Annotated in this window: 16 protein-coding genes; 7 read left to right on the forward strand and 9 right to left on the reverse strand. The window is 54.0% G+C overall.

Annotation, left to right across the window (positions count from 1 at the left end):
• Positions 1-490: 490 nt before the first annotated feature.
• From J1782_RS05395 to hmsP, 3 genes are all read right to left on the reverse strand, one after another.
• The gene (locus J1782_RS05395; protein WP_217152601.1) at positions 491-1,996 is read right to left on the reverse strand and encodes a pitrilysin family protein; all 1,506 of its coding nucleotides are present in this window, start codon (positions 1,994-1,996) and stop codon (positions 491-493) included.
• 317 nt (positions 1,997-2,313) lie between these two features.
• Entirely contained in the window at positions 2,314-3,606 is a 1,293-nt protein-coding gene (locus J1782_RS05400) for a dicarboxylate/amino acid:cation symporter (RefSeq protein WP_165060806.1), read from the reverse strand.
• 236 nt (positions 3,607-3,842) lie between these two features.
• Positions 3,843-5,825, reverse strand: coding sequence for a biofilm formation regulator HmsP (hmsP, locus tag J1782_RS05405; RefSeq protein ID WP_217152602.1), 1,983 nt, complete (start codon positions 5,823-5,825; stop codon positions 3,843-3,845).
• Positions 5,826-6,385: 560 nt separating this feature from the next.
• Between hmsP and J1782_RS05410 the strand changes: the two genes are divergently transcribed.
• The 7 genes from J1782_RS05410 (at position 6,386) to J1782_RS05440 (ending at position 18,203) form a co-directional block, all read left to right on the forward strand.
• On the forward strand, positions 6,386-7,228 hold the full coding sequence (locus J1782_RS05410) for a cellulose biosynthesis protein BcsO (RefSeq protein ID WP_217152603.1): 843 nt from the start codon (positions 6,386-6,388) through the stop codon (positions 7,226-7,228).
• Entirely contained in the window at positions 7,219-8,022 is an 804-nt protein-coding gene (gene bcsQ, locus J1782_RS05415; protein WP_165060797.1) for a cellulose biosynthesis protein BcsQ, read from the forward strand. Before J1782_RS05410 ends, bcsQ begins: the two co-directional genes overlap by 10 nt.
• A 29-nt stretch (positions 8,023-8,051) precedes the next feature.
• Positions 8,052-10,151, forward strand: a complete 2,100-nt coding sequence (gene bcsA / locus J1782_RS05420) for a UDP-forming cellulose synthase catalytic subunit (protein WP_152323658.1) — start codon at positions 8,052-8,054, stop codon at positions 10,149-10,151.
• Positions 10,148-12,637 (forward strand): cellulose biosynthesis cyclic di-GMP-binding regulatory protein BcsB, encoded by a 2,490-nt coding sequence (bcsB, locus tag J1782_RS05425; protein ID WP_217152604.1) that lies wholly within the window; start codon positions 10,148-10,150, stop codon positions 12,635-12,637. Before bcsA ends, bcsB begins: the two co-directional genes overlap by 4 nt.
• Before the next feature lie 85 nt (positions 12,638-12,722).
• Positions 12,723-16,682 carry a cellulose biosynthesis protein BcsC gene (locus tag J1782_RS05430; protein ID WP_217152605.1) on the forward strand — a complete coding sequence of 1,320 codons (3,960 nt, stop codon included), beginning with the start codon at positions 12,723-12,725 and terminating at the stop codon, positions 16,680-16,682.
• A gap of 18 nt (positions 16,683-16,700) precedes the next feature.
• The gene (gene bcsD, locus J1782_RS05435; RefSeq protein WP_217152606.1) at positions 16,701-17,180 is read left to right on the forward strand and encodes a cellulose biosynthesis protein BcsD; all 480 of its coding nucleotides are present in this window, start codon (positions 16,701-16,703) and stop codon (positions 17,178-17,180) included.
• A 9-nt stretch (positions 17,181-17,189) separates the two neighbouring features.
• Complete coding sequence (locus J1782_RS05440) at positions 17,190-18,203, forward strand: glycosyl hydrolase family 8 (RefSeq protein ID WP_217152607.1); 1,014 nt, start codon at positions 17,190-17,192, stop codon at positions 18,201-18,203.
• Between the two features lie 63 nt (positions 18,204-18,266).
• Here J1782_RS05440 and J1782_RS05445 read toward each other — a convergent pair whose 3' ends face one another.
• The 6 genes from J1782_RS05445 to dppA form a co-directional block, all read right to left on the reverse strand.
• Positions 18,267-18,701 (reverse strand): hypothetical protein, encoded by a 435-nt coding sequence (locus J1782_RS05445; protein WP_217152608.1) that lies wholly within the window; start codon positions 18,699-18,701, stop codon positions 18,267-18,269.
• 332 nt (positions 18,702-19,033) lie between these two features.
• Positions 19,034-20,047: a dipeptide ABC transporter ATP-binding subunit DppF gene (gene dppF / locus J1782_RS05455; protein ID WP_217152609.1), complete on the reverse strand. Its 1,014-nt coding sequence runs from the start codon at positions 20,045-20,047 to the stop codon at positions 19,034-19,036.
• Positions 20,037-21,062, reverse strand: coding sequence for a dipeptide ABC transporter ATP-binding protein (dppD, locus tag J1782_RS05460; protein WP_152323665.1), 1,026 nt, complete (start codon positions 21,060-21,062; stop codon positions 20,037-20,039). Before dppD ends, dppF begins: the two co-directional genes overlap by 11 nt.
• Positions 21,063-21,072: 10 nt before the next feature.
• Complete coding sequence (gene dppC / locus J1782_RS05465) at positions 21,073-21,987, reverse strand: dipeptide ABC transporter permease DppC (protein ID WP_013573446.1); 915 nt, start codon at positions 21,985-21,987, stop codon at positions 21,073-21,075.
• A gap of 10 nt (positions 21,988-21,997) precedes the next feature.
• Positions 21,998-23,017, reverse strand: coding sequence for a dipeptide ABC transporter permease DppB (dppB, locus tag J1782_RS05470; protein ID WP_152323666.1), 1,020 nt, complete (start codon positions 23,015-23,017; stop codon positions 21,998-22,000).
• Between the two features lie 101 nt (positions 23,018-23,118).
• Positions 23,119-24,726 carry a dipeptide ABC transporter periplasmic-binding protein DppA gene (gene dppA, locus J1782_RS05475; protein WP_217152610.1) on the reverse strand — a complete coding sequence of 536 codons (1,608 nt, stop codon included), beginning with the start codon at positions 24,724-24,726 and terminating at the stop codon, positions 23,119-23,121.
• Positions 24,727-25,579: the final 853 nt, after the last annotated feature.

Below are 25,579 nucleotides of genomic sequence, written 5' to 3' on the forward strand. Positions count from 1 at the left end.
TCTTGGATTTCCCACGTCTTTTTACTGCGCGCTACCGCAGGCAAGACGGACATGTTCTGTCACTTAAGCGAGTGGCGCAATTCCTGGTGCTTCGCACTTCCTTCTCTCGGTCTTCGAGCCGCAGGTCTCGAAGCCGCTCCGTTCAGCAGGATTTTTGATCACGCCATTTTTAACTTTCTAAAAGCATATTGGTTTTGAATTTAAGATCGTACGGGCGTTTCAGAAAGCTTGCTGCGCGAGAGGTTCGAGACCTATGGCTCGAAACCCGAGCAAAGGTACCGCGCAGCGGCAAGATTTCCAGCCTGTCACTGCGGTTGCTGAAACATAGCCAGCGAGCGATAGCGCGGAGTGAAAAAGCGAGGAGAGATTAAAGAGAGGAAAAGCACTTTCCTCTCTTTATCGGTTTCGGCGCGGTGAGTTAAGTGAGCGCTGCACTTAAAAAACCGAAACTTTCACCCATCCCAACCGGGAATAAATAAGGGATTCTCCCTTATTGCGCACTCGCCGCCGCCGATGCCGCCGGCACATCACCCGCTGCCGGAACGCTCTCCACCGGTGCCATCACTTTGTCATATACCGCCCGCAGTTCACCCGCATTCAGTTCTGGCTCACCTTTAGGTTGTGCGATAAGCATGGCAGGTTCGCGGGAAAGCTGTTGTTTCAGCTCCTGATTCAGCACCGGCAGCGTCAGCGTACTAAGGAACTGCTGACGCAATTGCTGATATTGCTCAGGCGCGATGTCGACAACGCCATTTTGCTGCGAGCGTAAACGCTGGCTCATCAGCACGTCGGTGTCGGTACGCGCGTAAGTGGCGAAAAGTTTGCTCAGCTGATCGTTCTTCTGCGCAATCAGCGCATCAAACTCAGCCTGAGAAATCCCTTTGTCACGCACGGCCAGAAGTTCTTCGGAAAGACGCTTGAACAGTTCGGTCAGCTTAGCCTGTGGCGCTTCAATTCGGATGGCGCACTGCGCACGCTGATACTGGACGTTGCAATCAAAACCAAGGCCAGAGCCCGGTGTTGTGGCGTCTTTTTTGTTTTCAAAAGCGCTTTTCAGGGCTTCCTGAAGATGCCAGAACAGCGCTTCGCGGGCCAGATCACTGCGCCAGTAAGCGGCCAGCGCCTGTGAATCCTGAATCGGCTGCCACGCGTTATCCCACATTAATGAGAGACGATCTTGCGTCAGGTTGCCGTCCATCGTGGTCATGGATTTGGTGGTGACTTCCGACAGCGTCGGCAACGTTTGTGGCGTCTGACGGCTGCCTTTCAGCGGCGAGAATGTCCGGTTGATTTGTTCACCCAGCGCGCGGCTGTCGACATTACCCACCACAAACAGCGTCATGGCGTCCGGTGTATACCACTGATGATAAAACTTCGTCAGGGCTTCGATATTGACCGGTTTGGTCGGCAGCTGATCCGGGCTATGCCCCACCAGCGTTGAGCCGACGATACGGGTACGCCACCAGGCATCCTGCGTATTTTGCGGCAATGAACCCACCGGATCCTGCGATTCCTGCCGCGCGGCGCTGACCAGCGCAGGCGTTACAGAGATTTTACCCGCCGTATTCGCCAGCCAGTTCAGCGCATCTTTCAGCAGCTCCGGGCGGTTATTCGGCAGGCTCAGGTTATACATCGTGAAATCATAGGAACTGACCGCGGGCGGCAATGGCCGTTGCGGATTGATACTTTGCTGCCAGAGTGATTGCAGCTCAGACGTGCTGAATCCTTCGCTGTGCATCAGCGCCAGACGCGGCAGGAAATGGGCGTAGCCCGCCTGCTGGGCAGATTCTGCCAGCGAGCCGGTGCGTACCACCAGGCGTAATTCGATACGATCGCTCGGACGTTGCGGCGTGGTCAGCAACTGCCAGGTAAATCCATTATCCAACTTGCCCTGCTGCCAGGCCGGGTCAGGTTGTAATGCTTCAGCTTGCACATGACTTGCGGCTGCTGCCAGCAACAATCCACCAACGAGTAAACGGATTTTGGTGCCCTGCATGTGAACCCCTACGTAATGACAATCTAATGTTCAAATATGCTGTCCTGCCGGTGCTGTTCGGCGAGCCCACAGGAACTGAATGCGTAAGTTAAGGACGTAAATTACAGCCCTTCGTTAGACCGCGCGTTTTTCGCAATGTCGCGCAGCCCGTGAAAATATTCTGGTAAAAAGCGCCGGAGGTGGCCTTTGAGGGAGTTATTATGAAGATAATCCACCGGTTACATCAAGTAACCGGTGGTTATTAGGGGATTTTGAGCCTAAATAAATGCGTTTTTTGGAACGGTTAGCGATATTTTCATCCGTTCAGAGACCATTATTCAGAAACCTGACGCCGATTTCTCAGCTTCCGTCAGACCTTTCTGACCATTCAGCGTCGCTTTTAACTGACCTTCGTCCAGCTGATCACACCATTTTGCAACCACGATGGTTGCCACGCCGTTACCCACCAGATTGGTCAGCGCACGTGCTTCTGACATAAAGCGGTCAATGCCCAGAATCAGCGCCAGCCCGGCAACCGGTAAATGCCCGACCGCTGACAGCGTCGCCGCCAGAACGATAAAACCACTGCCGGTCACGCCCGCCGCCCCTTTCGAGGACAACAACAGCACGACAATCAGGGTGATCTGATGCCAGATATCCATATGGGTATTGGTCGCCTGTGCGATAAACACGGCCGCCATGGTCAGGTAAATCGAGGTGCCGTCGAGGTTAAACGAGTAGCCGGTCGGGATAACCAGCCCCACCACTGATTTCTTACAACCCAAACGCTCCATTTTATCCAGCATCCGCGGCAGCGCGGATTCAGAGGACGACGTACCCAGCACGATCAGCAGTTCTTCTTTAATGTAGTTAACAAACTTGAAGATGCTGAAGCCGGTAAAGCGGGCGATAAGCCCCAGCACCACGACCACAAACAGAATACAGGTCAGGTAGAAACACAGAATCAGCTGACCGAGCTGCACCAGAGAACCGACGCCATATTTACCAATCGTGAATGCCATCGCCCCGAATGCCCCTAACGGCGCGAGACGCATGATCATATTGATGATGCCGAAAATGACCTGTGAGAAGCTTTCGATGACGTTGAAAATCAGCTGGCCCTTGTGGCCCATGCGGTGCAGCGCGAAGCCGAACAGCACGGCAAACAGCAACACCTGCAAGATATTGCCACTGGCAAATGCGCCGATCACGCTCGACGGAATGACATCCAGCAGGAACGGAATAATGCCCTGGCTCTGCGCCTGCTCGGCGTAAACCGCGACCGCCTTGGCATCCAGCGCCGCCGGATCGACGTTCATTCCCGCGCCCGGCTGGACGATATTCACAATCACCAGGCCGATAATCAGCGCCAGCGTACTGACGATTTCAAAGTAGAGCAGCGCGATCGCCCCGGTGCGCCCCACGGCTTTCATGCTTTCCATGCCCGCAATGCCGGTCACCACCGTACAGAAGATGACAGGGGCGATGATCATTTTGATTAATTTAACAAAACCATCACCCAATGGTTTCATTTGAGCGCCGAGTTCGGGGTAGAAATGTCCCAGTAAAATTCCGAGGGTGATTGCCAGAAGAACCTGAAAATACAGACTCTTGAAGAGTGATTTTTTCATAAATACCCATCCTGAAGTGATTGCGCCGCCTTCTATTTTTGTAAGGTCAAAGGTAATGAGCGGCAGCAGGGAAATAACACACACACAACATGATGGAAATATTTCGTTTCGCACTGCAATAACGGTTCATGAAAAACCAGAGCGGAAAGCATTCAGCAATAAGTAATGTAATTAAAAAAAGTAAAGGAGGGGTAAAAAAGGCCGGACAGGAAGGGGTTTCCTGCCCTTTATCGGATTCATGCGGGCTGACAGAATTTCTCTTCGAACTCTTCTTTAGAAAGCGGCGCAGAGAATAAATAGCCCTGCCCGAACCGGATATTTTCTTTCAGCAGCCACTGGCGCTGCGCTTCGGTTTCAACGCCTTCTGCAATAAGCTGAATATCCATCGCGCGGCCAATTGAGGCCACAATGTGTACCATCACTTCGTCTTCCGGCAGAACGCTGACGAAACTGCGGTCAATTTTGATCACATCGATAGGTAAAGAACGCAGGCGGTTGAGATATTCCAGCCCGGAATAGCCCAGGCCGAAATCATCCAGTTCAATCGAGACGCCCACGGCGCGGAGTTCGCTGAGCAACAACAGCGCGCGATCCAAATCATCAATGCGCGCCGTTTCGGTGATTTCCAGCACCAGCTGACCCGGATTAATTTTGTAGCGACTGAGCAGGCTGCGCAGTTCCGGCAGGAAATTACGCTGCTGAACCTGGACGCCGGATAAATTCACCGAGAGCGGTAAGGTAATGCCGCGCTGTTGCCAGTCGGCAAGAATGCCGCAGCCCAGTTCGAGGATTTTGTAACCCAGCATGCTCATTACGCCGATTTCTTCGGCCAGCACGATGAAATCGCTTTCCAGACCATAACTGCCGTTGGCCATTTTTCTGCGCAACAGGGCTTCAGCGCCCAACACCGTGCCGGTTTCCATATTGACCTGCGGCTGGATGAACAGCGTGAAATCGTTCTGTTCCATCGCGTGCAGAATTTCATTTTCCTGCAACAGGCGTTTCTGAATTTTCTCAGTGAGTTCCGGTTCGAAAAACAGAATCTGGTTTTTGCCCTGCTGATACGCCGACACTCTGGCCGCACGGGCATTCGCCATCAGCTGCTGTGCGGTCACCGGCGTTTCGCCCGTGTGCTGAACAATGCCGATGCTGCCGGTCGGATGCAGGGACATATTCCCGGAATCGCTTTCCTGCGGCGCATTAATGCGTTCCATGATTTGTCGCGCAAGGCGCATCGCCATAAATGGCCGTGGCACATCGCCCGCCAGCAACGCAAATTCGTTGTAGCTCAGACGCGCCAGCAAACAGTGTTCCGGCAGCACATCCATAATAGAAGAGATCAGCGGGCAGCTGACATGGCCGTCGTCACGCAGGCTTTCAATGCCGATCAGTAGCAGGTGGAAGCCCTTTTCCGGCTCCGACGAATGCAGCCGGTGTTGAAGGCGCAGCATAAACTGCTCGGCATTATTGAGGCTATCTTCCGCGGGCAGCAGCGCGTCATTCATGCTTTGCTGCGCTTTTTCCAGCTGCTGCTGATTACGGTTATAACTGCGCACCAGCATGCCAATTTCATCGTCTTCATGGCGCTCCGGCAGCACCAGCTGGTGATAAGGCACTTCACTTTCCGGCAGCGATTCCAGCTCTCTGGCAATGGTGCGCAGCGGTTTGACGATCAGGCGGTTCACCACCCAGCTCACCGAGATGGTGAGGATCAGTGACAGCAGGAGATAGGTTGTCAGCATGGTCGACAGCGCGCTGACGATAAACTGATACATGCGGTACGAATCCGCCTGAAGAACCAGATACGCCAGCGGCTTGGGGGCTTTAGGGCTGGCAGCCGCAGAATAAAGGGGAACAGAAATGGTGACGGGCAGATTGAAACCGCGGGTAACCCACTGCGGCACCGGTCTGCCCGGCGGGAAATGCGTGTGCAATGCAGCAATCTGATTAGGCATCACGACGTCGGCACGGCTCAGAATCCCGACCGGTTGCAGGGTATTGAGAATGTCCTGCGTTTCTTCCAGATCGACATCGAGCACCGCCTGCGACAGCGGTTCGCGGACAGAATGTGCAATATTTTCAAGTTGCTGGGCGTAATCGTCCCTCCGCTGTTGCACAAAGTGAAACAACTGGATGACGATAAAAATACAAATGGTGACTGCAGCAATACTGGATACCGCCGCCATCTGTTTAATCGTTAATGAACGCCTGACCCGCAACTTATTTCTCCATCAACTGCCGGGCTGATTTGCCCCGCATACACTAACAGGAACGGTACTTCTGCGCAGTATACCTCATAACCGGTTATTTCGAGGTGAAACACAATGTTTTGGCTATAAAAAACAACACGTTTGACCGTAAGCATCTACACTCATTATTCACAAGGGTATTTCACTGACGAAAAACATACATTACGGGTCGTAATTGAATACTTAGCAACGTAAGAAGATCCTAACATCAACTTCACTAATGTTGTTTGTGTGCTACCGATTTCAATACGAGCAACGCATTCCTCTGCTTTAACGCAAAAACACAGATAATTAATATCTAAATCTTTCTGTAACAGGCAGTTATAGGGGCATTGTTATTTATGCGTGATAATCCTATTTTTTGTAAAAAGTGCTCTATGCTGTAAAAGAGCTGATATATTAAGAAGAGTCTTATTCCCACTAAAAACTTAAACAAAATTAAACTTTTCTTATGCTTTGTTAGCGGCCTTTTAAGGTCCGTTTTGACGTCCAGAAAACACCGATATATATAATCCTAGCGGGCGGGATTTATGAATAAATATGACGACATTAAACGTTTTATGGATAAAACGAAGTTGGAAAAGCTTGATTATAAAGAGCTTAACGAAAAATCAACGGGTGAATCCATTACCGGTTCTATGAACCAATGGACGTTGATTAAACAAGTGTCAGCCAGCGAAAATCCAGCCGGACCGCTCGACAATGGCCGCACGACACAACCTACGCCTCAGTCTATTTCTGCCGATGAGTTTTCACTCGCTGCGTCGCAGCCCATGAGCGAACCTTCGTTCACGCAACCCCCGGTGAATCAGCCTCAGCAACCGTTGCCACAAGCCGCGGCCGCACAGCCCGTGCAGCAAAATCAGGCCGCACCGTTGTCATCGGAAGTCCCTCCGCCCGTGGCGGGTTTTGGATTGCTCGATGCCTTGCGTGAAACGCTGCCTCCGGTGCCGCCAAAGCCTGCTCCCGTGCAGGCCGCGCAGCCCGGAAAACATCAACCAGTTCACACCGCGCCGACGTTCCACGCCCAGTCAGTTATTCCTGACAACGGCGGAAGTCTGCTCGATTCACTGCGTAAAGTGATGCCTGAAGCACCTGTGCGGCCCGCGCATGTTCAGCCGGCCCCGGTTCAGCAAGCCGCCCCGGTTCGCAGCCAGCCCGTACAGCCTGCAGCACCGGCGTATCAACCGGCACCGGCCAGCCCGTACACAACCAGCACGGCGCCTGTTGCACCCGCGTCCCCGGCGTCTGCTGATGCTAACCAGCGCTTTAAACAAATGTTTAAACAGCGGGCTCCGCAGCCTGTCAGCGCCTATTTACATCGCGACACACCGCTTCAACCCCTGTTAGAGATGATTGCCTCATGCCGTTAGTTTGCGTTTGTTCACCGAAAGGTGGGGTGGGAAAAACCACGGTGGCCTCCAACCTGGCCTATTCGCTTGCCCGCAGTGGCAGCAAAGTTCTGGTCATCGATTTTGATGTGCAGAATGCCCTTCGCCTTCACTTTGGCGTGCCTATTTCCGATACCCGCGGCTTTGTCGCCGGTTCAGGCAATGAATCCGACTGGAGCCAGTTTATTCTCAAAGCGGGTTCAAATACCTTTGTTTTACCTTACGGAGAAGTGACGGAAGATCAGCGTCTGGAATTCGAACACCAGTTAGCCAGCGATCCGCATTTCTTACAGCGGGGATTAAATACCGTACTGAATTATCCGGGTTTAATTATTGTCGCCGATTTTCCTCCGGGCCCGAGCCCGGCGTTAAAAGCCGTTCAGGCGCTTGCGGATTTACATATTGTGGTGATGTTAGCGGATACCGCGTCATTATCTTTATTGCCATTAATGGAAAAAAATAAATTAATTGGCACGCCTTTAAATAATAAGAAAGGTGAATATTACGTCGTTAACCAAAGTGACACTCGCCGGACATTAAGCCGCGACGTGACGCAATTTTTTGAACAACGTCTGAACGAAAGATTATTAGGCACGATCCACAGGGATGAATGTGTGCCAGAGGCAAATGCCTCGCAGCGCTCTATTATTGATTTTAGTCCGGTATCGGCTTCGGCATTTGATATTGAACTGATCAGCAAAAAAGTCGCCGCTATTTTAGGGATTAAAGTCGGTGATGGTGAATTACACGCCGCGCCTAAATCTGGCAGTTATTAACTATCACTGTTAACAGCGACCCCAAAGCGATGAATAAATTCCTGTTTTCCTTACTTGTGCTTCTGCTGCTGCCGGTGGCAGCAGTGATCATCATCACCCCTATGGACAGCCAGAAACAGTACATTTTTGGTCTGATCAGCATCGGGCTGTTATTCCTGCTCGGTATCAGCAAGAGCCGCCGTATCAGCGTGGTCATGGTCATCATGTCCGTTATTATGTCGACGCGTTATATTTACTGGCGCGCGACAGAGACGCTGCATTTTAATTCAACGATAGAAGCCATCTTAGGGATCGGGTTATTCCTCGCCGAACTGTATGTCTGGATTATTTTATTGCTGGGCTACCTGCAAACCACGTGGCCGCTGAAACGTACCATCGAACCATTGCCGGATGACACCACCCTGTGGCCAACCGTTGACGTTTATATTCCGTCTTATAACGAAAGTCTGGATGTGGTGCGTGATACCGTTCTGGCCGCGCAATGTATCGATTATCCGAAAGACAAAATCAAAATATACGTGCTTGATGACGGTAAACGCGATGAATTCGCCGTGTTCTCCGCCGATGCGGGCGTGGGTTATATCACCCGTAACGACAATTCCCACGCCAAAGCCGGTAACCTGAACCATGCGATGAAACTCACCAAAGGTGAGCTGATTTGTGTGTTTGACTGCGACCACGTCGCGACACGCGCGTTTTTGCAGGCGACCGTGGGCAGTTTTCTGAAAGACCCGCGACTGGCGCTGATCCAGACGCCTCACTATTTCTACTCGCCGGATCCGTTCGAACGTAACCTTTCCGCTGGCCGCACCATGCCAAATGAAGGCGCGCTGTTCTACGGCCCGGTTCAGCAAGGTAACGATAACTGGAATGCCACCTTTTTCTGCGGTTCGTGTGCGGTTATCCGCCGCGTGGCGCTTGAAGAAGTCGGCGGTTTTGCCGTTGAAACCGTAACAGAAGATGCGCACTCCGCGCTGAAAATGCAGCGCCGTGGCTGGAATACCGCGTTTCTGGATATTCCGCTGGCCGCCGGTCTGGCGACAGAACGTCTTGGTCTGCACGTCATTCAGCGTACCCGCTGGGCGCGTGGCATGACGCAGATTTTCCGCGTCGATAACCCGCTACTGGGCCGTGGCCTGAAATGGCAGCAACGCCTGTGTTATCTGAACGCCATGCTGCACTTCCAGTTTGGCCTGCCGCGCGTGGTGTTCCTGACCGCACCGCTGGCGTTCCTGCTGTTTAACCTGAACATCATTTCCTCGTCAGCCAGCCTGATTTTTGCGTACGCGCTGCCGCATCTGGTGATGTCGCTGTACATCAACTCCCGCATGAATGGCCGGTTCCGCTATACGTTCTGGGGTGAAATCTACGAAACCGTCATGGCTTTCCACCTGATCCTGCCAACGCTGGTCACGATGTTCGCGCCAAAACGCGGGAAATTTAACGTGACCGACAAAGGCGGCCTGCTGGACGTCGGCTTCTTCGACTTCAACATTGTCAAACCGCACCTGATTGTCGCGATTCTGATGATTATCGGCATCGGTTACGGCGTAGTGCGGGCGATTTTCCATGACTACTTTGCCATCGATCCGAACGTTATTGCCCTGAACGTCGCATGGGGGAGCTTCAGCGTGCTGATTTTGCTGGCGGCGATTGCCGTGGCGAAAGAAACCCGTCAGGTGCGTAAAACCATCCGTATTGATGTCGCTATTCCGGCCATCATTCATTACGCCAATGGGATTTCACTGCGCACCACCACGATTGATATGTCGATGGGCGGCGTGCAGCTGGTAACGCCGGATGTGCGTTACATCGACGAAGAAATTGAAGAAGTTGAAATTCAGCTTTCTTCCGGTGCAGAGAGTTTCCCGGTGACGCAAATCAGCGGCAATAAAGAACGCCTGCGTCTGCAATTTGAAAACCTGCCGCTGTCGAAACGCCGCGAGCTGGTGCGCGTTGTGTTATGCCGAGCTGACGCCTGGATTGGCGAAGAGTATCCGCCGGACAACCCGTTCAAATCTCTGGTCAGCATTATCCGTTGCGTGTTTGAGCTGTTCTACAACACCTGGAAAGAGCGCCGTGCCAAAAATAAACCCGCTGACGCCACCAGCAAGAGTGAAGCAGCATGAATCGACCAAGTAAACAGACCGTAAAACGCCGTTTATCTGCTGTGCCGGGCGCGTCCCTGCTCAGGAAAATCTCCGCAGGTGTATTGCTGACCTTCAGCAGCCTGCCGTTTACTCATGCTGAAGACGCCGCGGCGCCAGCCGTGGATCCGGCGACCAGCCTTCCCGCTGCGCCATCATGGTTGCCGCCCGTCACGCCGATGCCGGATGAAAGCGCACCGGCCAGCGCAGCACCAACCACGGCAGCTCCGGCGGGCGACGCACCTCAGACCGATACAACGCCGTTGAATACCAGCAGCACCGCGCCCGACGCCGATCCGTCGGCAGCCCCTGCGCCGGTCATTCCGCTGGTTCAGCCGGTGACCAGCACTATCACCGTGGCTGAAATGGGGCAGACCAACGGCCTGACCCTCAGCGGCGGCCAGTTACAGTCCGGGATTATCTTTACGCTGCCTGCCGATGAAGTGGTCACCAACGCCCACCTGTCGCTGGCACTGAAAATTTCCCCGGCACTGATTGCCCGCGATACTACGCTGGAACTGATGCTTAACGGTCAGCCTCTGGGCAATCTGCCGCTCAATCAAAGCAGCAACGGCGGCGATGTTTACGATCTGGATATTCCGTCGGCGATGGTGGTGTCCAACAACAACCTGAGCTTCCGCGTGCATGACAGCAACACCATGACCTGCGAGAAAGATCAGTCAGACAAATATTGGGTCACAATTTTGCCGACCACCAGCATTGGTCTGGAAGGTCAGCAGCTGAATATTGGCCGCAATCTGGGTAACTTCCCGCGTCCGTTCTTTGATGGCCTGCAAATGCAGGAATCGAAAATTACGATGGGTTTCTCTGCGGCGATGAAACCCGGCGATGTCAGCGCAGCGGCGATGGTCTCTTCTTATCTCGGCATGTTGTCCGATTATCGCAGCGTCGATTTCCCGGTCATCCTGAACGATTTACCGGACCAGAACGGCATTCTGTTTGGTAAGCCAGGCGATAAAATCGGTTCACTGACGTTGCCAGCCAGCAACGGCGCATCGATTCAGATTATCGATAACCCGATTAACCCGGTTTACAAACTGCTGCTGGTACTGGGCAATGACGATAACGAACTGCGTCAGGCCGCATACCGCCTGATCAGCGGCGGTATGCCGAACAATGCCGAACGTCTGGATGTCACGCAGCAAACTATTCCGTCGAGCAAACCGTATGACGCACCGCGCTGGATTGATACCTCGCGCCCGGTCACGCTGGGCGAACTTGCGGGTAAAGATCCGGACTCCCTGATTTCCAACGGGATTTACCACGATGGCATTCAGGTCGCCTTCCGCGCCGCGCCAGACTTGTTCATGTGGGATGGCCACAACATTCCAGTGCGCATCGATTACCGTTTCCCGACGGAAAACTGGATTGATGAAGACAGCTCCCGCCTCAATGTGTCCATCAACAGCAACTTCCTGCGCAGCCTGACGGTGAACAAAGTCGGTCTGGTGGAAAATATCTGGCGTCGTCTGGGCGGTGACAGTCGTCAGGAACGTTATACCCTGCAACTCGCGCCATACCTGATTTACGGCGATAACCAGCTGCAATTCTATTTCGACATCAGGCCGAAAAAAGATGCGCCGTGCAGCATTCTGACCAGCGACAACATCAAGAGCCGTATCGATCCGAAATCCTTCATCGACCTGAGCGGAAGCTACCATTTCGCACAGTTGCCGAACCTGTCGTATTTCGTCGGTGCGTCTTATCCGTACTCCAAACTGGCTGACTTCACCGACACGCTGATGTTGCTGCCGGAAGTGCCTTCTGCCGGTGAAATCCATACGTTGCTGAATCTGGCCGCACGCGCCGGGAAAGCCACGGGTGTACCGGTGAATCACGTGCAGGTCGCCTTTGGCCTGAAAGGCGATGAAAGAAATAACGCGTTGTTTGACCGCGATATTCTGGCCGTCACCACGCTGGGCGATACGCCGTTCAACCAGCAGTTACTGGCCGATTCGCCGTTCAGCGTGAATGCCGGTTCGATGGGCGTGAAAACGCCGACGCAGGTTCAGCGCATCGTGGCCTGGCTCACCGGCGACTGGTACCGCCAGCCGGTGGATGCTGACCGTTATCTGTCCTCAACCGGCGCATGGCGCGGCTTCGTCAGCTACCGCTCACGCTGGTCAAACGATCACGTCGTGGTCGTCGCAACGGGCACGGACGATCAGCAACTGCTGAAAATTCATAACGACCTGAAATCGCCGAAAATCAACGCCAACGTGCGTGGCGATCTGGCGATTATTACCGATGAAAATGGCATCCGCAGCTTCTCCGTCGGCCAGCAATTCCCGACCGGACAGATGCCGTGGTACATGATGGTGCTCTGGTACGCCAGCACACATATTGTGATCCTCTCGCTGATTGCCACACTGGTTTCACTGCTGATTGGCCTGAGCCTGTTCGTCGTGTTGCGTCGTCATGCTGCTAAACGTCTGGGTCAGAAATGAAAAGCGTCGTCTCAAGAAGAACAACAATAACAATGAAGGTAGCCGTTACTCCCGGCTATAACCTGGCGATTACCGGAGCTGGAAAATGAAAAAACATAAACTGTCCCTGGCGGTGATCAGGGCTATTTATCTGGTAGGGATCGCCGGAGTTACAAGTTTCAGTGCCACCACGTTTGCGGCGGACACCACCAATCCGGCCATGAAAGCCCTGTTTGATCAGGCCGCTTACTGGCATGAACGCGCCCACGATGATCTGGCGAAAGATGCCTTGCAGAAAGTCCTGCTGGTAGAACCGAATAACGCGCAGGCGTTGTACCTGATGTCGCTATATTCCATGCAAAGTGGCGACAAAACGGCGGCAAACCAGTGGCGTCAGAAACTGTCCAGCGTTTCGCCGGATGACCCGCGCCTGGCTTCGCTCAACAGCGCCAAAGCGATGCAGTCCATTCCACCGGCGCAGCTGGCGTCTGCCCGTCAGATGGCGGCGCAGGGGAACGTCAGCGGCGCGCTTTCTGCCTACCGCACTATTTTCAACGGCAACCAGCCCCTCGACAGTCTGGCGACCGAATATTACCTGACCATGGCGGGCGACAAATCGCTCCAGCCGCAGGCCATTCAGGGATTACAGCAGCGCGTCGCCGCCCGTCCGGACGACACGCAGGCGCGTCTCGGACTAGGCAAAGTGCTGACGTATCAGGAATCGACCCGCCGCGACGGGATCAAACTGCTGAGCACGATGGCCGGTTCCAGCACGGAAGCCGACCGCTCGCTGCGTCAGGCGTTGTTGTGGATGGCACCGCAGGAAGATGACCGCGATTTGTATCAGGGCTATCAGGCGCGTCATCCGAATGACACCGCCGTGATGGCATACTTCCAGAAAAATATTGGCGGCGCGGCGAAGGGTCAGGGCTTTACGGCGCTCAACAGCGGCGACGTCAACAGCGCGAAAGCCAAGTTTGAAAGCGTGCTGGCCGATAACCCGAACGACGCCGATGCACTGGCCGGTCTGGGTTACATCGCGCAGCGCAGCGGAAACTTTGAAGAAGCGTCGCAGTACCTGAGCAAAGCCGCGGCACAGGGCGGCGCGAACAGTGCGCAGTTGAGCAATCAGGCGCAGGATTCTGCGTTTTATGCCCAGCTGGCGAAAGCCAAAGCCGCCGCCGCGTCTGGCAGTTATGACGCCGCGCTGGCCGCCGTTACCCCGCTGGCGTCAGTCGGCGGTGAAAAAGGTCAGTCAGCCGGTTTGCTGCGTGCAGATATTCTGCGCCGCAAAGGCGATCTGGCCGGTGCGGAACAGCAGTACAGCGCACTCGGTGACAACGCCGATGCCCGCGCTGGCCTGTTCTACGTACTGCGTCAGCAAAACAAAACGGCTGAGGCCAATCAGGTTCTGAAAACCCTGCCAGCCAGTTTGCAGGCGAAGATGAATCCGCCGACCGTGGCCGACGTCATCGAACCGATGCGCCGTCAGGCCGCGCAGGCCGTAGCAAACAACGATCCGCAGCGCGCGCTGAATATTCTCCAGCAGGCGCAGGAACGTCAGCCGTCTAACGTCTGGGTAAAACTGGATATGGCGCGGATTCTGCAATCGCAGGGGCAAACCGCGCAGGCGCAGTCCATCATGGCGCCGTCTTCGCGTCCGGGCGCGTCATCGGCAGACCTTTACGCCGCCGCGCTGTTTGCGTCCGAAACCAAAAACTGGTCCACCGCCAATGCCCTGCTCTCGCGCATTCCGCGCAGCAGCCAGAATCAGGGTATGCGTGAACTGGCGCAGCGCGCCAACTTCAATGCACAAATGACGGATGCCGAAAATTATCTGCAACAGGGTAATACCGCCGCGGCCGCCAATACCTTGCGCGCACTGGCGCAGAATCCGCCGACGGCACCAGCCGATGTCGGCGCACTGGCAAAAAATCTCGCCGCCACCGGGCAAGTTCCGCTGGCCGTGCAGCTGGTTCGCCAGAACATGCGTCAGGGCGTGAACGGCAATGCGGGCGATTATGCCGATCAGATCACCGTGCTCAATTCCGCCGGTCTGGGCAACGAAGCGCAGGCTTTCCTGCAAAATCCGCAAATTCAGTCCGGCACATCCGCAACCGCACTGGCTAATCTGCGTAACGGATACGTGATCACTCAGGCCGATCAGCTGCGTGAGCAAGGTCAGTACGCCGCCGCTTACGACAAACTGGTCGTCGCGCTCCAGGCCGATCCGCAAAACCGCGATCTGATGCTGGCGATGGCGCGCCTTTATCAGTCCGGCAAACTCAATAAACAGGCCGGTCAGGTTTATAACTACCTGATGCTTAATGATACGCCGACGCAGGATGCACGCGTCGGTGCTATCAACGTTGCGCTGGGCGAAGGCGATAATAAACGGGCGCAGGAACTGTTAACCGGTCTGCGCGGCGAACGTACGCCGGACCGTTTGTTACTCGAAGCCCGCGTTGCCGAAGCACAGGGCGATCACCAGCAGGCGCTGGCGTTACTGCGTTCCGCAAAGGGCAAGATGATTGGTCTGGAAGGCGCAGACAGCACGGCGCAGGTGGCCGGATTGCAGATCAGCGACAACCCGTTTATCAACCGCTCAACGCGAACTTCACCGGGCCGTCCGGCAACACAATCGTCCTACGGAACGGTATTGCCGTGGCAGGTCTCTGATCAGGTTTCGGTGCCGGGGAATATTCCGACACCTGCCGTACCAACCGCCGTCGCACAGCGTACCGCGACGGAAAAACAGATCGACGACATGCTCGACGATTTGCAGGGCAAAACTGCGACCTGGGCGCAGGGCGATATGTCAATTCGCGGACGTGACGGTGAAAGCGGTCTCAGCCAGCTGACCGAAGCGAAAGCGCCGATGACCTTTGCCTTCGTGCCGTTTGATACGTCGCGTCTGAGCATCGGCGTCACGCCGGTTTCCCTCAGCGCAGGCAGCCCGTCCGGCACCGGCAATACCCGGTTTGGTCAGGGTGCGCTGGCACAGGCGCAGTCGGCGCAAAAAGATGTGGCCGCAGCCGCAGCCGCCGCCGGTCTGGATATCGCAAACTACAGCACCTTTGCCAAATTGCAGGCAGCCGCAGCGGCGAACTCAAGTACAAACTGTACATCGACCAATGCAACGTCCGATCAGTGCGTGGCCTACAACACGATTACCGGCACCGATCCGACAACGTATTCCGCTCCCGCCGCAGGCAACCAAAGCGCGACCGGCGTAGAAGTGAACGCCGCGCTGACCGGCGACAGCTATAAAGCGGATATCGGCAGTACCCCGCTCGGACAGGATCTGAACTCACTGGTCGGTGGCGTGCAATGGGCACCGAAACTGACTGATTTCACCACCCTGCGCGTGACCGCTGAACGTCGTGCCGTCACCGACAGTATTCTGTCTTACGTCGGCACCAAAGATAATTACAGCGGCAAGGAATGGGGTCAGGTCACCAAAAACGGCGGCAGCATCAATCTGTCCTATGACGATGGCGACGCCGGTTTCTATGCCGAAGGCGGTTACTACAGCTATCTGGGTAATAACGTGAAGAGCAACCAGTCGGTGAATGCCAACGCCGGGTTGTACGTTCGTCCGTATCGTTATGACGACCGCGAGCTGAAAACGGGGATCAACGTCGGCTACATGAATTTCGACAAGAACCTCAGCTACTACTCCTACGGCCAGGGCGGTTACTTCAGCCCGCAAAACTACGTCAGCGTCTCCTTCCCGGTGGAATACACCCAGAAGTATGACGACTGGGATTTGAAACTGTCAGGCTCCGTGGGTTATCAGTCTTACTCTCAGGATAAGAGTGCGTACTTCCCGAATAACCCGGACTTGCAGAAACAGCTGGAAGATCTGGTGGCAGAAGGTTACGGCACTGAAGCCTATTACGGCGGGAAAACACAAAACGGCATCGGCTGGAACGCAGGCGTTGGCGGCAACTATCATCTGAACAAAAGCATGCAGATTGGCGGACAGGTTGGCTACGATACTTTCGGCGACTACAACGAAAGCACCGCGCAGGTCTACTTCCGTTACCTGATGGGCCAAAATTAACACCGGTGGAATAAAACCATGCAAGAACAGAACTATGCACAAGTTGCGCAGGAATATTACCGCCAGCGTCACACCACGCCTGGCTGGCAAAGTCTGGTGCAGGTGCTTTTTTCAGGTATTCTGGCGTCGGCTGACGATGACGATGGCCGTCGTTTTATCACCCTGATGGGCAATAATCTGGCGCGACAACATGCGTTACCGGCTTCTTCAACGCTGGGTGAACTGGAAGATAACATTAACCATATCCTCAGCCATTTTGACTGGGGTGTAGTGAAGCTGGAAGCCACTCAGCAACAGCTCGCGCTGGTTCATATTGCCTGGCCGGTGTCGCCGCAAGGACAGGATGACGAATTATGGCGTATCGCCCTGATTTCGTTGTTTGAAGGTCTGTATGCCGAATGGTTGTTATCACAAGGCGGGCAGCCTTATGTTCCCCTTCGCTGGCAGGAAAGCACACCGGAAGGCGCCTTTGTTTTCCGCTATCAAAATGGTTTGTAAGGAATTTATATGTGGTTATTTCGGCGCTACAGTCTGCTGCTGTGGTTCAGCCTCATTGTTGCATTTTTCAGCTCTTCAGTAATGGCTCAGGATGCAGGCTGGTCGGCTTATAAAAGCCGCTTTCTGATGCCAGACGGTCGAATTATTGATACCGCCAATAAAAACGTCAGCCACACAGAGGGCCAGGGTTTCAGCATGTTACTGGCCGTGTTCAATGACGATCAGGCGACATTCGACAAACTGTGGCAGTGGGCAAACACAACGCTTTACCGTAAAGATATCGGTCTCTACTCATGGCGCTATGACCCGAATAGCAGCGTCCATGTCGCGGACAAGAATAACGCCTCTGATGGCGACACGCTTATCGCCTGGGCGCTGTTGCTGGCGGGGGATAAATGGAATGAATCCCGCTATACCCAGGCTTCTGACAAATTGCAGGCCGCGCTGATCAAACACAATGTGATTGATTACGCGGGCTACAAAGTGATGCTGCCCGGCGTATCAGGTTTCAATCAGACCAGCAATATCACGGTCAACCCGTCTTATTTCATCTTCCCCGCCTGGCAGGCGTTCTTTGCGCGCAGCCATTTAAAAGTGTGGAAAGATCTGGACGAAAGCGGCACCGCAATGCTCAGTAAAATGGCGTTTGGTGAATTCCGGCTGCCGACTGACTGGGTTGATATGCAGGCTGACGGCACGATGAAACCGGCGAGCCGCTGGCCAACCCGTTTCAGCTATGATGCCGTGCGTATCCCGCTGTATCTTGGCTGGGCGCATCCCGGCAGCCCGCAGATGGCGCCGTTTATTTTGTGGTGGCAGAAGTCTTCGCGTGACGCCACTCCGGCCTGGATTGATGTCATGACCGGCACCAAAGCCAGTTACAACATGTCGCCGGGCCTGTTAGCCATCCGCGACTTCACCATGGCCAATGCCGAAGCCATCAGCCCGAACCTGGCCCCGAAAGACGATTACTACTCTTCCACTCTGCAACTGCTGAGCTGGTGGGCGAGTCATAAAGGGTAAACGTTCTCTGGAAAAGTAAGGCAGTCGGTGGACGCTGACTGCCCTTTTAATATCTGTAGAGATTTAATTAATCTGATAGCTAAAGCTGGCCATATAGTCGTGCCCGTTATAGTTGTAGCTGGCATTATTACTTAAAGAAAAAACATTTCCGCTATACGTAACCCTCACCCGGTTATCTGCACTGGCGCTGATATCGGCAATTGTTCCACTCCCTGAGATAAACGGAAAACTCTCAGCCAGATTTTTAACGATTTCACTATGACTGCCTTTCAGGTCTCCAGCCAGATAATACCGGTAGTGGAAAGGAACCGTCGCTCCCCCGCTTTGGCTTTCAGTCATATATAACCACATATGATCATTAATTTTTTGTGTGCGAAGCAATTTATCTCCGGCTGGATTATCCCCGCTCTGATTAAGCCACCAGAACCCCATCACCAGCAGAAAAAGGGCGAGAGTGACGAAACGATGTAGCCATCTAATAACCATTTTGAATGGCATAATCGATCCCTTCTCTTATGTTACGTTGATCTGTCGGGTCATCTCCGTACGGTGGCTTCTGAGTCCATCTTCCCCATTCAGGTTTTGAAGTTCCTGCACGTTCTTGTGCAAATCCAGCCCCCATAAGAAGTGTTGTTGCCGGGCTTCTCTCATATTATTTTGAACAACCTGAGAACCGGGTCCAGATAAGGGTACAGATGCCATAATTAACGTCCTGTTATTTTTGGGGATTGAGGCATCATATCAATATCTCATCCGCCAATATGTCTGAAAAATTACCCACAAAAAAGCCCGCTTTCGCGGGCTTTGTCATTTCTGCAAATCCTTCAGAATTACGCGACGGTTTGCGTGGTTCCGTTTTCATCCTGATCGACAGCGAAGCAGGCGACGAGCTGGTCGCCGTACTGTTTCAGCTGTGGCTGGAACTGTTTGCAGGTGCCGAACGCGCGGCGGCAGCGGGCGTTGAACGCACAACCGGCTGGCGGGTTCAGCGGGCTTGGCAGCTCGCCGGTCAGCTTGATGCGTTCACGGCGCTCGTCCGGATTCAGACGCGGCGTCGCAGACAGCAATGCCTGCGTGTACGGATGGCGCGGATTGCTGAAGATGGCGTCTTTCGGGCCCTTCTCCACGCAGCGGCCAAGGTACATCACCATCACTTCGTCGGCGATATGTTCCACAACGGACAAATCATGAGAAATGAAGACGTAAGACAACCCCAGATCCTGCTGCAAATCCATCATCAGGTTCAGCACCTGCGCACGCACGGAAACGTCGAGCGCGGACACCGGTTCATCGGCGATCACCACGTCCGGATCCAGCATCAGACCGCGGGCGATGGCAATACGCTGACGCTGACCGCCGGAGAACATATGCGGATAACGATCGTAGTGTTCGGTTTTCAGACCCACTTTCGCCATCATCGCCAGCGCTTTTTCGCGACGTTCTTCGCGGGTCAGTTTGGTGTTGATCAGTAGCGGTTCTTCGAGGATCTGACCGACTTTCTTACGCGGGTTCAGCGATCCGTAAGGATTCTGGAACACGATTTGGATCTTCTGACGGCGCAGCTTTTCAGCTGTTGCGTCAGGTTTCAGCAAATCCTGCCCGCGGTAATACAGTTCACCGCCGGTCGGCACTTCGATCATGGTCAGCAGACGGCCCAGCGTGGATTTACCACAACCGGATTCCCCGACCACCGCCAGCGTTTTACCGCGTTCGAGCGTAAACGACACACCGTCGAGCGCTTTCACCGTACGTTCCTGGCCGAAGATGCCCTTCTTCACCGGGTAATGTTTTTTCAGGTCAATCGCGTGCAACAGCGGCTGCGATTGGGTGTTATCAGGACTCATAAGTAGGTCTCCCGGCATCATCCAGCGGATAATGGCACTTCGACTGACGCCCGTTCGCGAGGTCACGCAGCGCGGGTTCTTCTGTACGGCAACGGTCGGTTGCATACGGGCAGCGCGGATTGAGCAGACAGCCGTTCGGACGATCATATTTACCCGGCACTACGCCCGGCAATGACTGTAAACGGGCTTTGTCTGCCGCAAATTCCGGCAGCGAGCGCAGCAGCGCCTGGGTATACGGATGGCGTGGCGCACGGAAGATTTCCGTGGCTTTGGCCGACTCCACCACCTGACCGGCGTACATCACGATGATGTGATGCGCAGCTTCCGCCACCAGCGCCAGGTCATGGGTGATCAGCATCAGCGCCATGTTTTCTTTCTGTTGCAGTTCAAGCAGCAACTCGATGATCTGCGCCTGAATGGTCACGTCGAGTGCAGTCGTCGGCTCATCGGCAATCAGCAGTTTCGGGCGACAGGCGATCGCCATCGCAATCATCACGCGCTGGCTCATCCCGCCGGAAAGCTGATGCGGATACACGTCGAGACGCGAAGCCGGGTCAGGAATACCGACCAGATTCAGCAAATCGATGGTGCGCTGACGACGGGTCTTTTTGTTCCCGCCCTGATGCACTTTGATGGCTTCCATTATCTGGAAACCCACGGTGTAACACGGGTTCAGGCTGGTCATCGGATCCTGGAAAATCATCGCGACTTCGGCACCGACAATCTGGCGGCGCTCTTTTTCGCTGATCCCCTGAAGATTACGGCCACCGAACTCCAGTTTTTCCGCCATCACTTTGCCGGGAAAGTCGATAAGCCCCATCAGCGCCAGTGAACTGACTGATTTACCGGAGCCGGACTCGCCGACAATCCCGACCACTTCGCCCTGCTTCACGCTGTAGCTGATACGATCTACGGCGCGGAACGGCGTCCCTTCGTCACCAAAGTGAACGGAGAGTTTATCCACGGTCAGCAACGTTTTGCCGACCTGAACGTCATTCGTTAATGTTGTTTCCATCTCCAACCCCTTACTGCTTAAGTTTAGGGTCGAGGGCATCACGCAGGCCATCACCCATCAGGTTAAATGCCAGCACCGTCAGCAGAATGATCACACCGGGGAAGGTCACGACCCACCAGGCACTTTGAGCAAACTGTAAAACGTCAGACAGCATGGTGCCCCACTCAGGCGTTGGCGGCTGTGCGCCCATCCCGAGGAAGCCCAACGCTGCCATATCGAGGATGGCGTTGGAGAAGCCGAGCGATGCCTGAACAATCAGCGGCGCTAAGCAGTTAGGTAAAATATTGATGAACATCTGGCGCGCAGAACCGGCACCGGCGACGCGCGAAGCGGTCACGTAGTCACGGTTCACTTCCACCAGCACCGCCGCGCGGGTTAAGCGAACATAGTGTGGCAAAGCAACAAATGTCAGCGCCAGCGAGGCGTTAACAATCGACGGACCGAAAATCGCCACCAGCACCAGCGCCAGCAACAGACTTGGCAGGGCCAGCATGATATCGACCACGCGCATGATGATGGCGTCAACCACACCGCCGTAGTAACCGGCAAACAGCCCGAAAACCACACCGAGGATTAACGACAGCACCACAACCAGACAACCGACCAGCAGCGATAAACGCGCGCCGTACATCAGACGCGAGAGAATATCGCGGCCCACGTCGTCGGTGCCCAGCAGGAATTTCCAGCTGCCGCCTTCCATCCAGACCGGCGGGCGCAGCAGCGCGTCACGGAACTGTTCAGCAGGCAGGTGTGGTGCAATCACGTTCGCGCCAATCGCAATGACCAGCATAATAATGATGTAAGCCAGGCCGACAACGGCCCCTTTGTTACGCTTGAAGTAATGCCAGAATTCGCGCAGAGGCGGCATCGGCACTGGCGCAGCCGTCACTAACTCGTTAGCGACCGGCTCAGTGGTTTGAGACATTGTGCGCCCCTTATTTCTTGTGGCGAATACGCGGGTTGACCACGCCGTAGAGCACATCTACCAGCAGGTTAACCACAATGATCAGAGTAGCGACCAGCAACACCCCGCCCTGTACGACCGGATAGTCGCGGCGCTGGAGTGCGTCGATCAGCCACCGGCCAAGTCCTGGCCAGGAGAAAATGGTTTCGGTCAGAATGGCACCGCCGAGCAGCGTACCGACCTGCAAACCAATGATGGTCACTACCGGCAACAGCGCATTACGCAGTGCGTGGATGACGATCACCCGCATACGGCTCACGCCTTTGGCGCGCGCGGTACGGATGTAGTCTTCGCCCAGCACTTCCAGCATGGAAGAACGGGTCATACGCACAATCACCGCCAGCGGAATGGTTCCGAGCACGATAGCCGGTAAGATCATGTGCATCACAGCATCAACGAAATCACCCGGTTCGCCCCAGAACAGCGTGTCGATCAGCATAAAGCCGGTCAGCGGCAGGCTGTCATCCAGGAAAACAGTGTCGCTTATTCGCCCCGACACCGGCGTCAGGTTAAGCTGCACCGAGACCAGCATAACCAGCATGATCCCCCACCAGAATATCGGCATCGAGTAGCCGGTCAGCGATATCCCCACGGCCGTGTGGTCGAATATCGAGCCTCGTTTTACCGCCGCCAGCACACCTACCGGGATCCCGACAATGATGGCAAAAATCATTGCGCAGATACCCAGTTCCAGGGTGGCTTTAAAGCGCGGTACAAACTCCTGCCAGACAGGGGTGCGGCTTTTTAAGGAAGTGCCCAGGTCGCCATGCAGCACCCCGTTCACGTATTTGAAGTATTGTTGATAGAGAGGCTTGTCGAGCCCCATATCTGCCATTAACTGGGCATGACGTTCGGGAGAAACCCCGCGCTCGCCTGCCATGATAGTGACCGGGTCGCCTGGTATCATGTGTACGAAGGCAAAAGTCAGCAAAGTAATGCCGATAAACGTTGGGATAACTAACCCCAAACGTCGGAGTATGAACTGCAACATATCCCGTACTCTCTGTATAAAATGCCCGGAGAACCGTAGCGCTCCGGGCTTATTAGTAGCTCACAAAACTCTTAACAAGTGGATTCAATAGCGAAGCGCTATTACTCCATGCTTACGTTTTCGAAGTGGTGTTTGCCCAACGGATCAACGACATAGCCTTTGACTTCTTTGCGTACTGGCTCATACACAGTGGAGTGGGCGATGATCAGCGCAGGTGCCTGATCATGCATCACAACCTGAGCCTGCTGGTACAGCGCAGCGCGTTTGGCGTGATCAGATTCAGCACGGGCTGGCTGGATCAAATCTTCAAACGGCTTGTAGCACCAGCGGGAGTAGTTGGAACCGTCTTTTGCAGCCGCACAGCTGAACAGGGTCGCGAAGAAGTTATCCGGATCCCCATTGTCGCCGGTCCAGCCCATCATCACAGACTGGTGCTCACCGTTCTTCGCACGCTTGAGGTATTCGCCCCACTCGTACGTCACGATGTTGGCTTTCACGCCAATTTTCGCCCAGTCAGCCTGGATCATTTCAGCCATACGGCGTGCGTTCGGGTTGTACGGACGCTGTACCGGCATCGCCCACAAATCGATAGTGAAACCGTCTGCGTGACCTGCTTCTTTCAGCAGCTCTTTGGCTTTGGCCGGATCATACGGGTAATCCACGATGTCTTTGTTGTAGCCCCACATTGTTGGTGGGATCAGGTTTTTAGCCGGCTGACCAGCACCCTGATAAACCGCGTCGATGATGGCTTTTTTGTTCACAGCCATGGTCAGTGCCTGACGCACTTTCACTTCATCCAGGGGTTTTTTCTCAACGTTGAAGGACAGGTAACCCACGTTCAGACCTGGCTGTTGCATCAGGTTGATGGATTTATCTTTCTTCATTGCCGCGATATCTGCCGGGTTCGGGTACGGCATGACCTGGCATTCGTTTTTCTGCAATTTCGCGTAACGCACGGAGGCGTCAGGCGTGATGGAGAAGACTAAACGGTCGATCTGCGGCTTGGTGCCCCAGTAGCCCGGGAAGGCTTTGTAGAGGATGCGAGAATCTTTCTGGTATTGCAGAAGCTGGAACGGACCGGTACCGATTGGATCCAGGTCCACTTTCTCAGGCGTTTTCGCTTTCATCATGTTGTCAGCGTATTCCGCAGACAGGATTGATGCAAAGTCCATCGCCAGGTCAGCCAGGAACGGAGACTCCGGGCGGTTCAGCACGAACTGCACGGTGTTGTCGTCCACTTTCACGATCTTGTTGATCAGATCGCCCATTCCCATACCTTCGAAGTATTCATAGCTGCCGCCGGAAACACCGTGGTAGGCATTATTTTTGTCCAGCTGACGTTCGAAGGAGAAGATTACGTCGTCCGCATTCAGATCACGGGTCGGTTTGAAGTCCTTGTTGTCCTGCCATTTCACGCCTTTGCGCAGATGGAAGGTGTACGTTTTGCCGTCAGCGGAAACGTCCCACTTCTCTGCCAGACCTGGCTGGATTTCTGTGGTCCCGATTTTGAACTCGACCAGACGGTTGTAGATAGGCACGGAGCTTGCGTCATACGTGGTGCCGGAGGTGAACAGCTGAGGGTTAAAGCCTTCAGGTGAACCTTCAGAGCAATACACTAACGTTTTTGCCTGGACACTGGCCGCAACGGTCAGCGCAATCAGGCCCATACTGAATTTCAGTAGCCCCGACTTACCTAAAGAGATTGTCATCGCTTCTGCTCCATCGATTAATGGTGATGTGGATGTGTGTGTTGTGTTTTACAGCTCACGTCACCCTTTATTTTTATATGCGGGTGACTGTGTTTGCTCGTGCGCTGCAATAAGTCCAACCAGAGCATGGTGAACTGCCATTTTTTTCCTGCGTTCTGTAAAGCTGGCTTTACAAAACCTTACCGGAAATAATCACTGGTCTTCCTTGGGGCTATCAATTTGGCAACTCCTTTCCTTGACGTCAATATAACCATCAGGCATTTACACAGACTGTGAGTTACAACAAACAAACATAAAAAAACATTTCATTAACCAAATCAGGATGAATGTTCAGTCTGGACATCAAATAACCACACAATCCACTTTGTAAAAGAATATTCCTGGCGGTTTAGCCCATATTAATTCCCTAAAAATTTCTGGCTAAATGATGAATATATGAACGGTTATTTTTGAGATTGGGGTGGAAACCAGCTGAAAATGCTGAGAAGTGCAGCAAACAGCGCGCGGCTATCAGCGAACGTGTTCATCTGAGCACTGTTAAAAAACCCCAAAATGGCGCAATTGCACACTGATGGTGCAGGTGATCATCCGTACGTATTTTGTCTGTTTTTACGCCATAAGTGAGGGCGAGGATGGACATTAATTGAAAAGAATATGTTAAGGGATTTTTAAATTCTGGCTTACTTTTTGCTTGTTCGTAAGAGCGTACTACTTGCCCGATTTGCGTGAAAGTCCCGGAAGCCGGGTGCAAATAAAATATCCAGAAAACCCTTATTACATGACACCTCGCAGACCTCAAAAGTCCTGCCAAAAATCCCTTCCTTTATCAGGATCATAAAAATCACCGTAAAGG

Source organism: Rahnella sp. BCC 1045, from assembly GCF_019049615.1.
In the GTDB taxonomy this organism is placed as follows: domain Bacteria; phylum Pseudomonadota; class Gammaproteobacteria; order Enterobacterales; family Enterobacteriaceae; genus Rahnella; species Rahnella contaminans.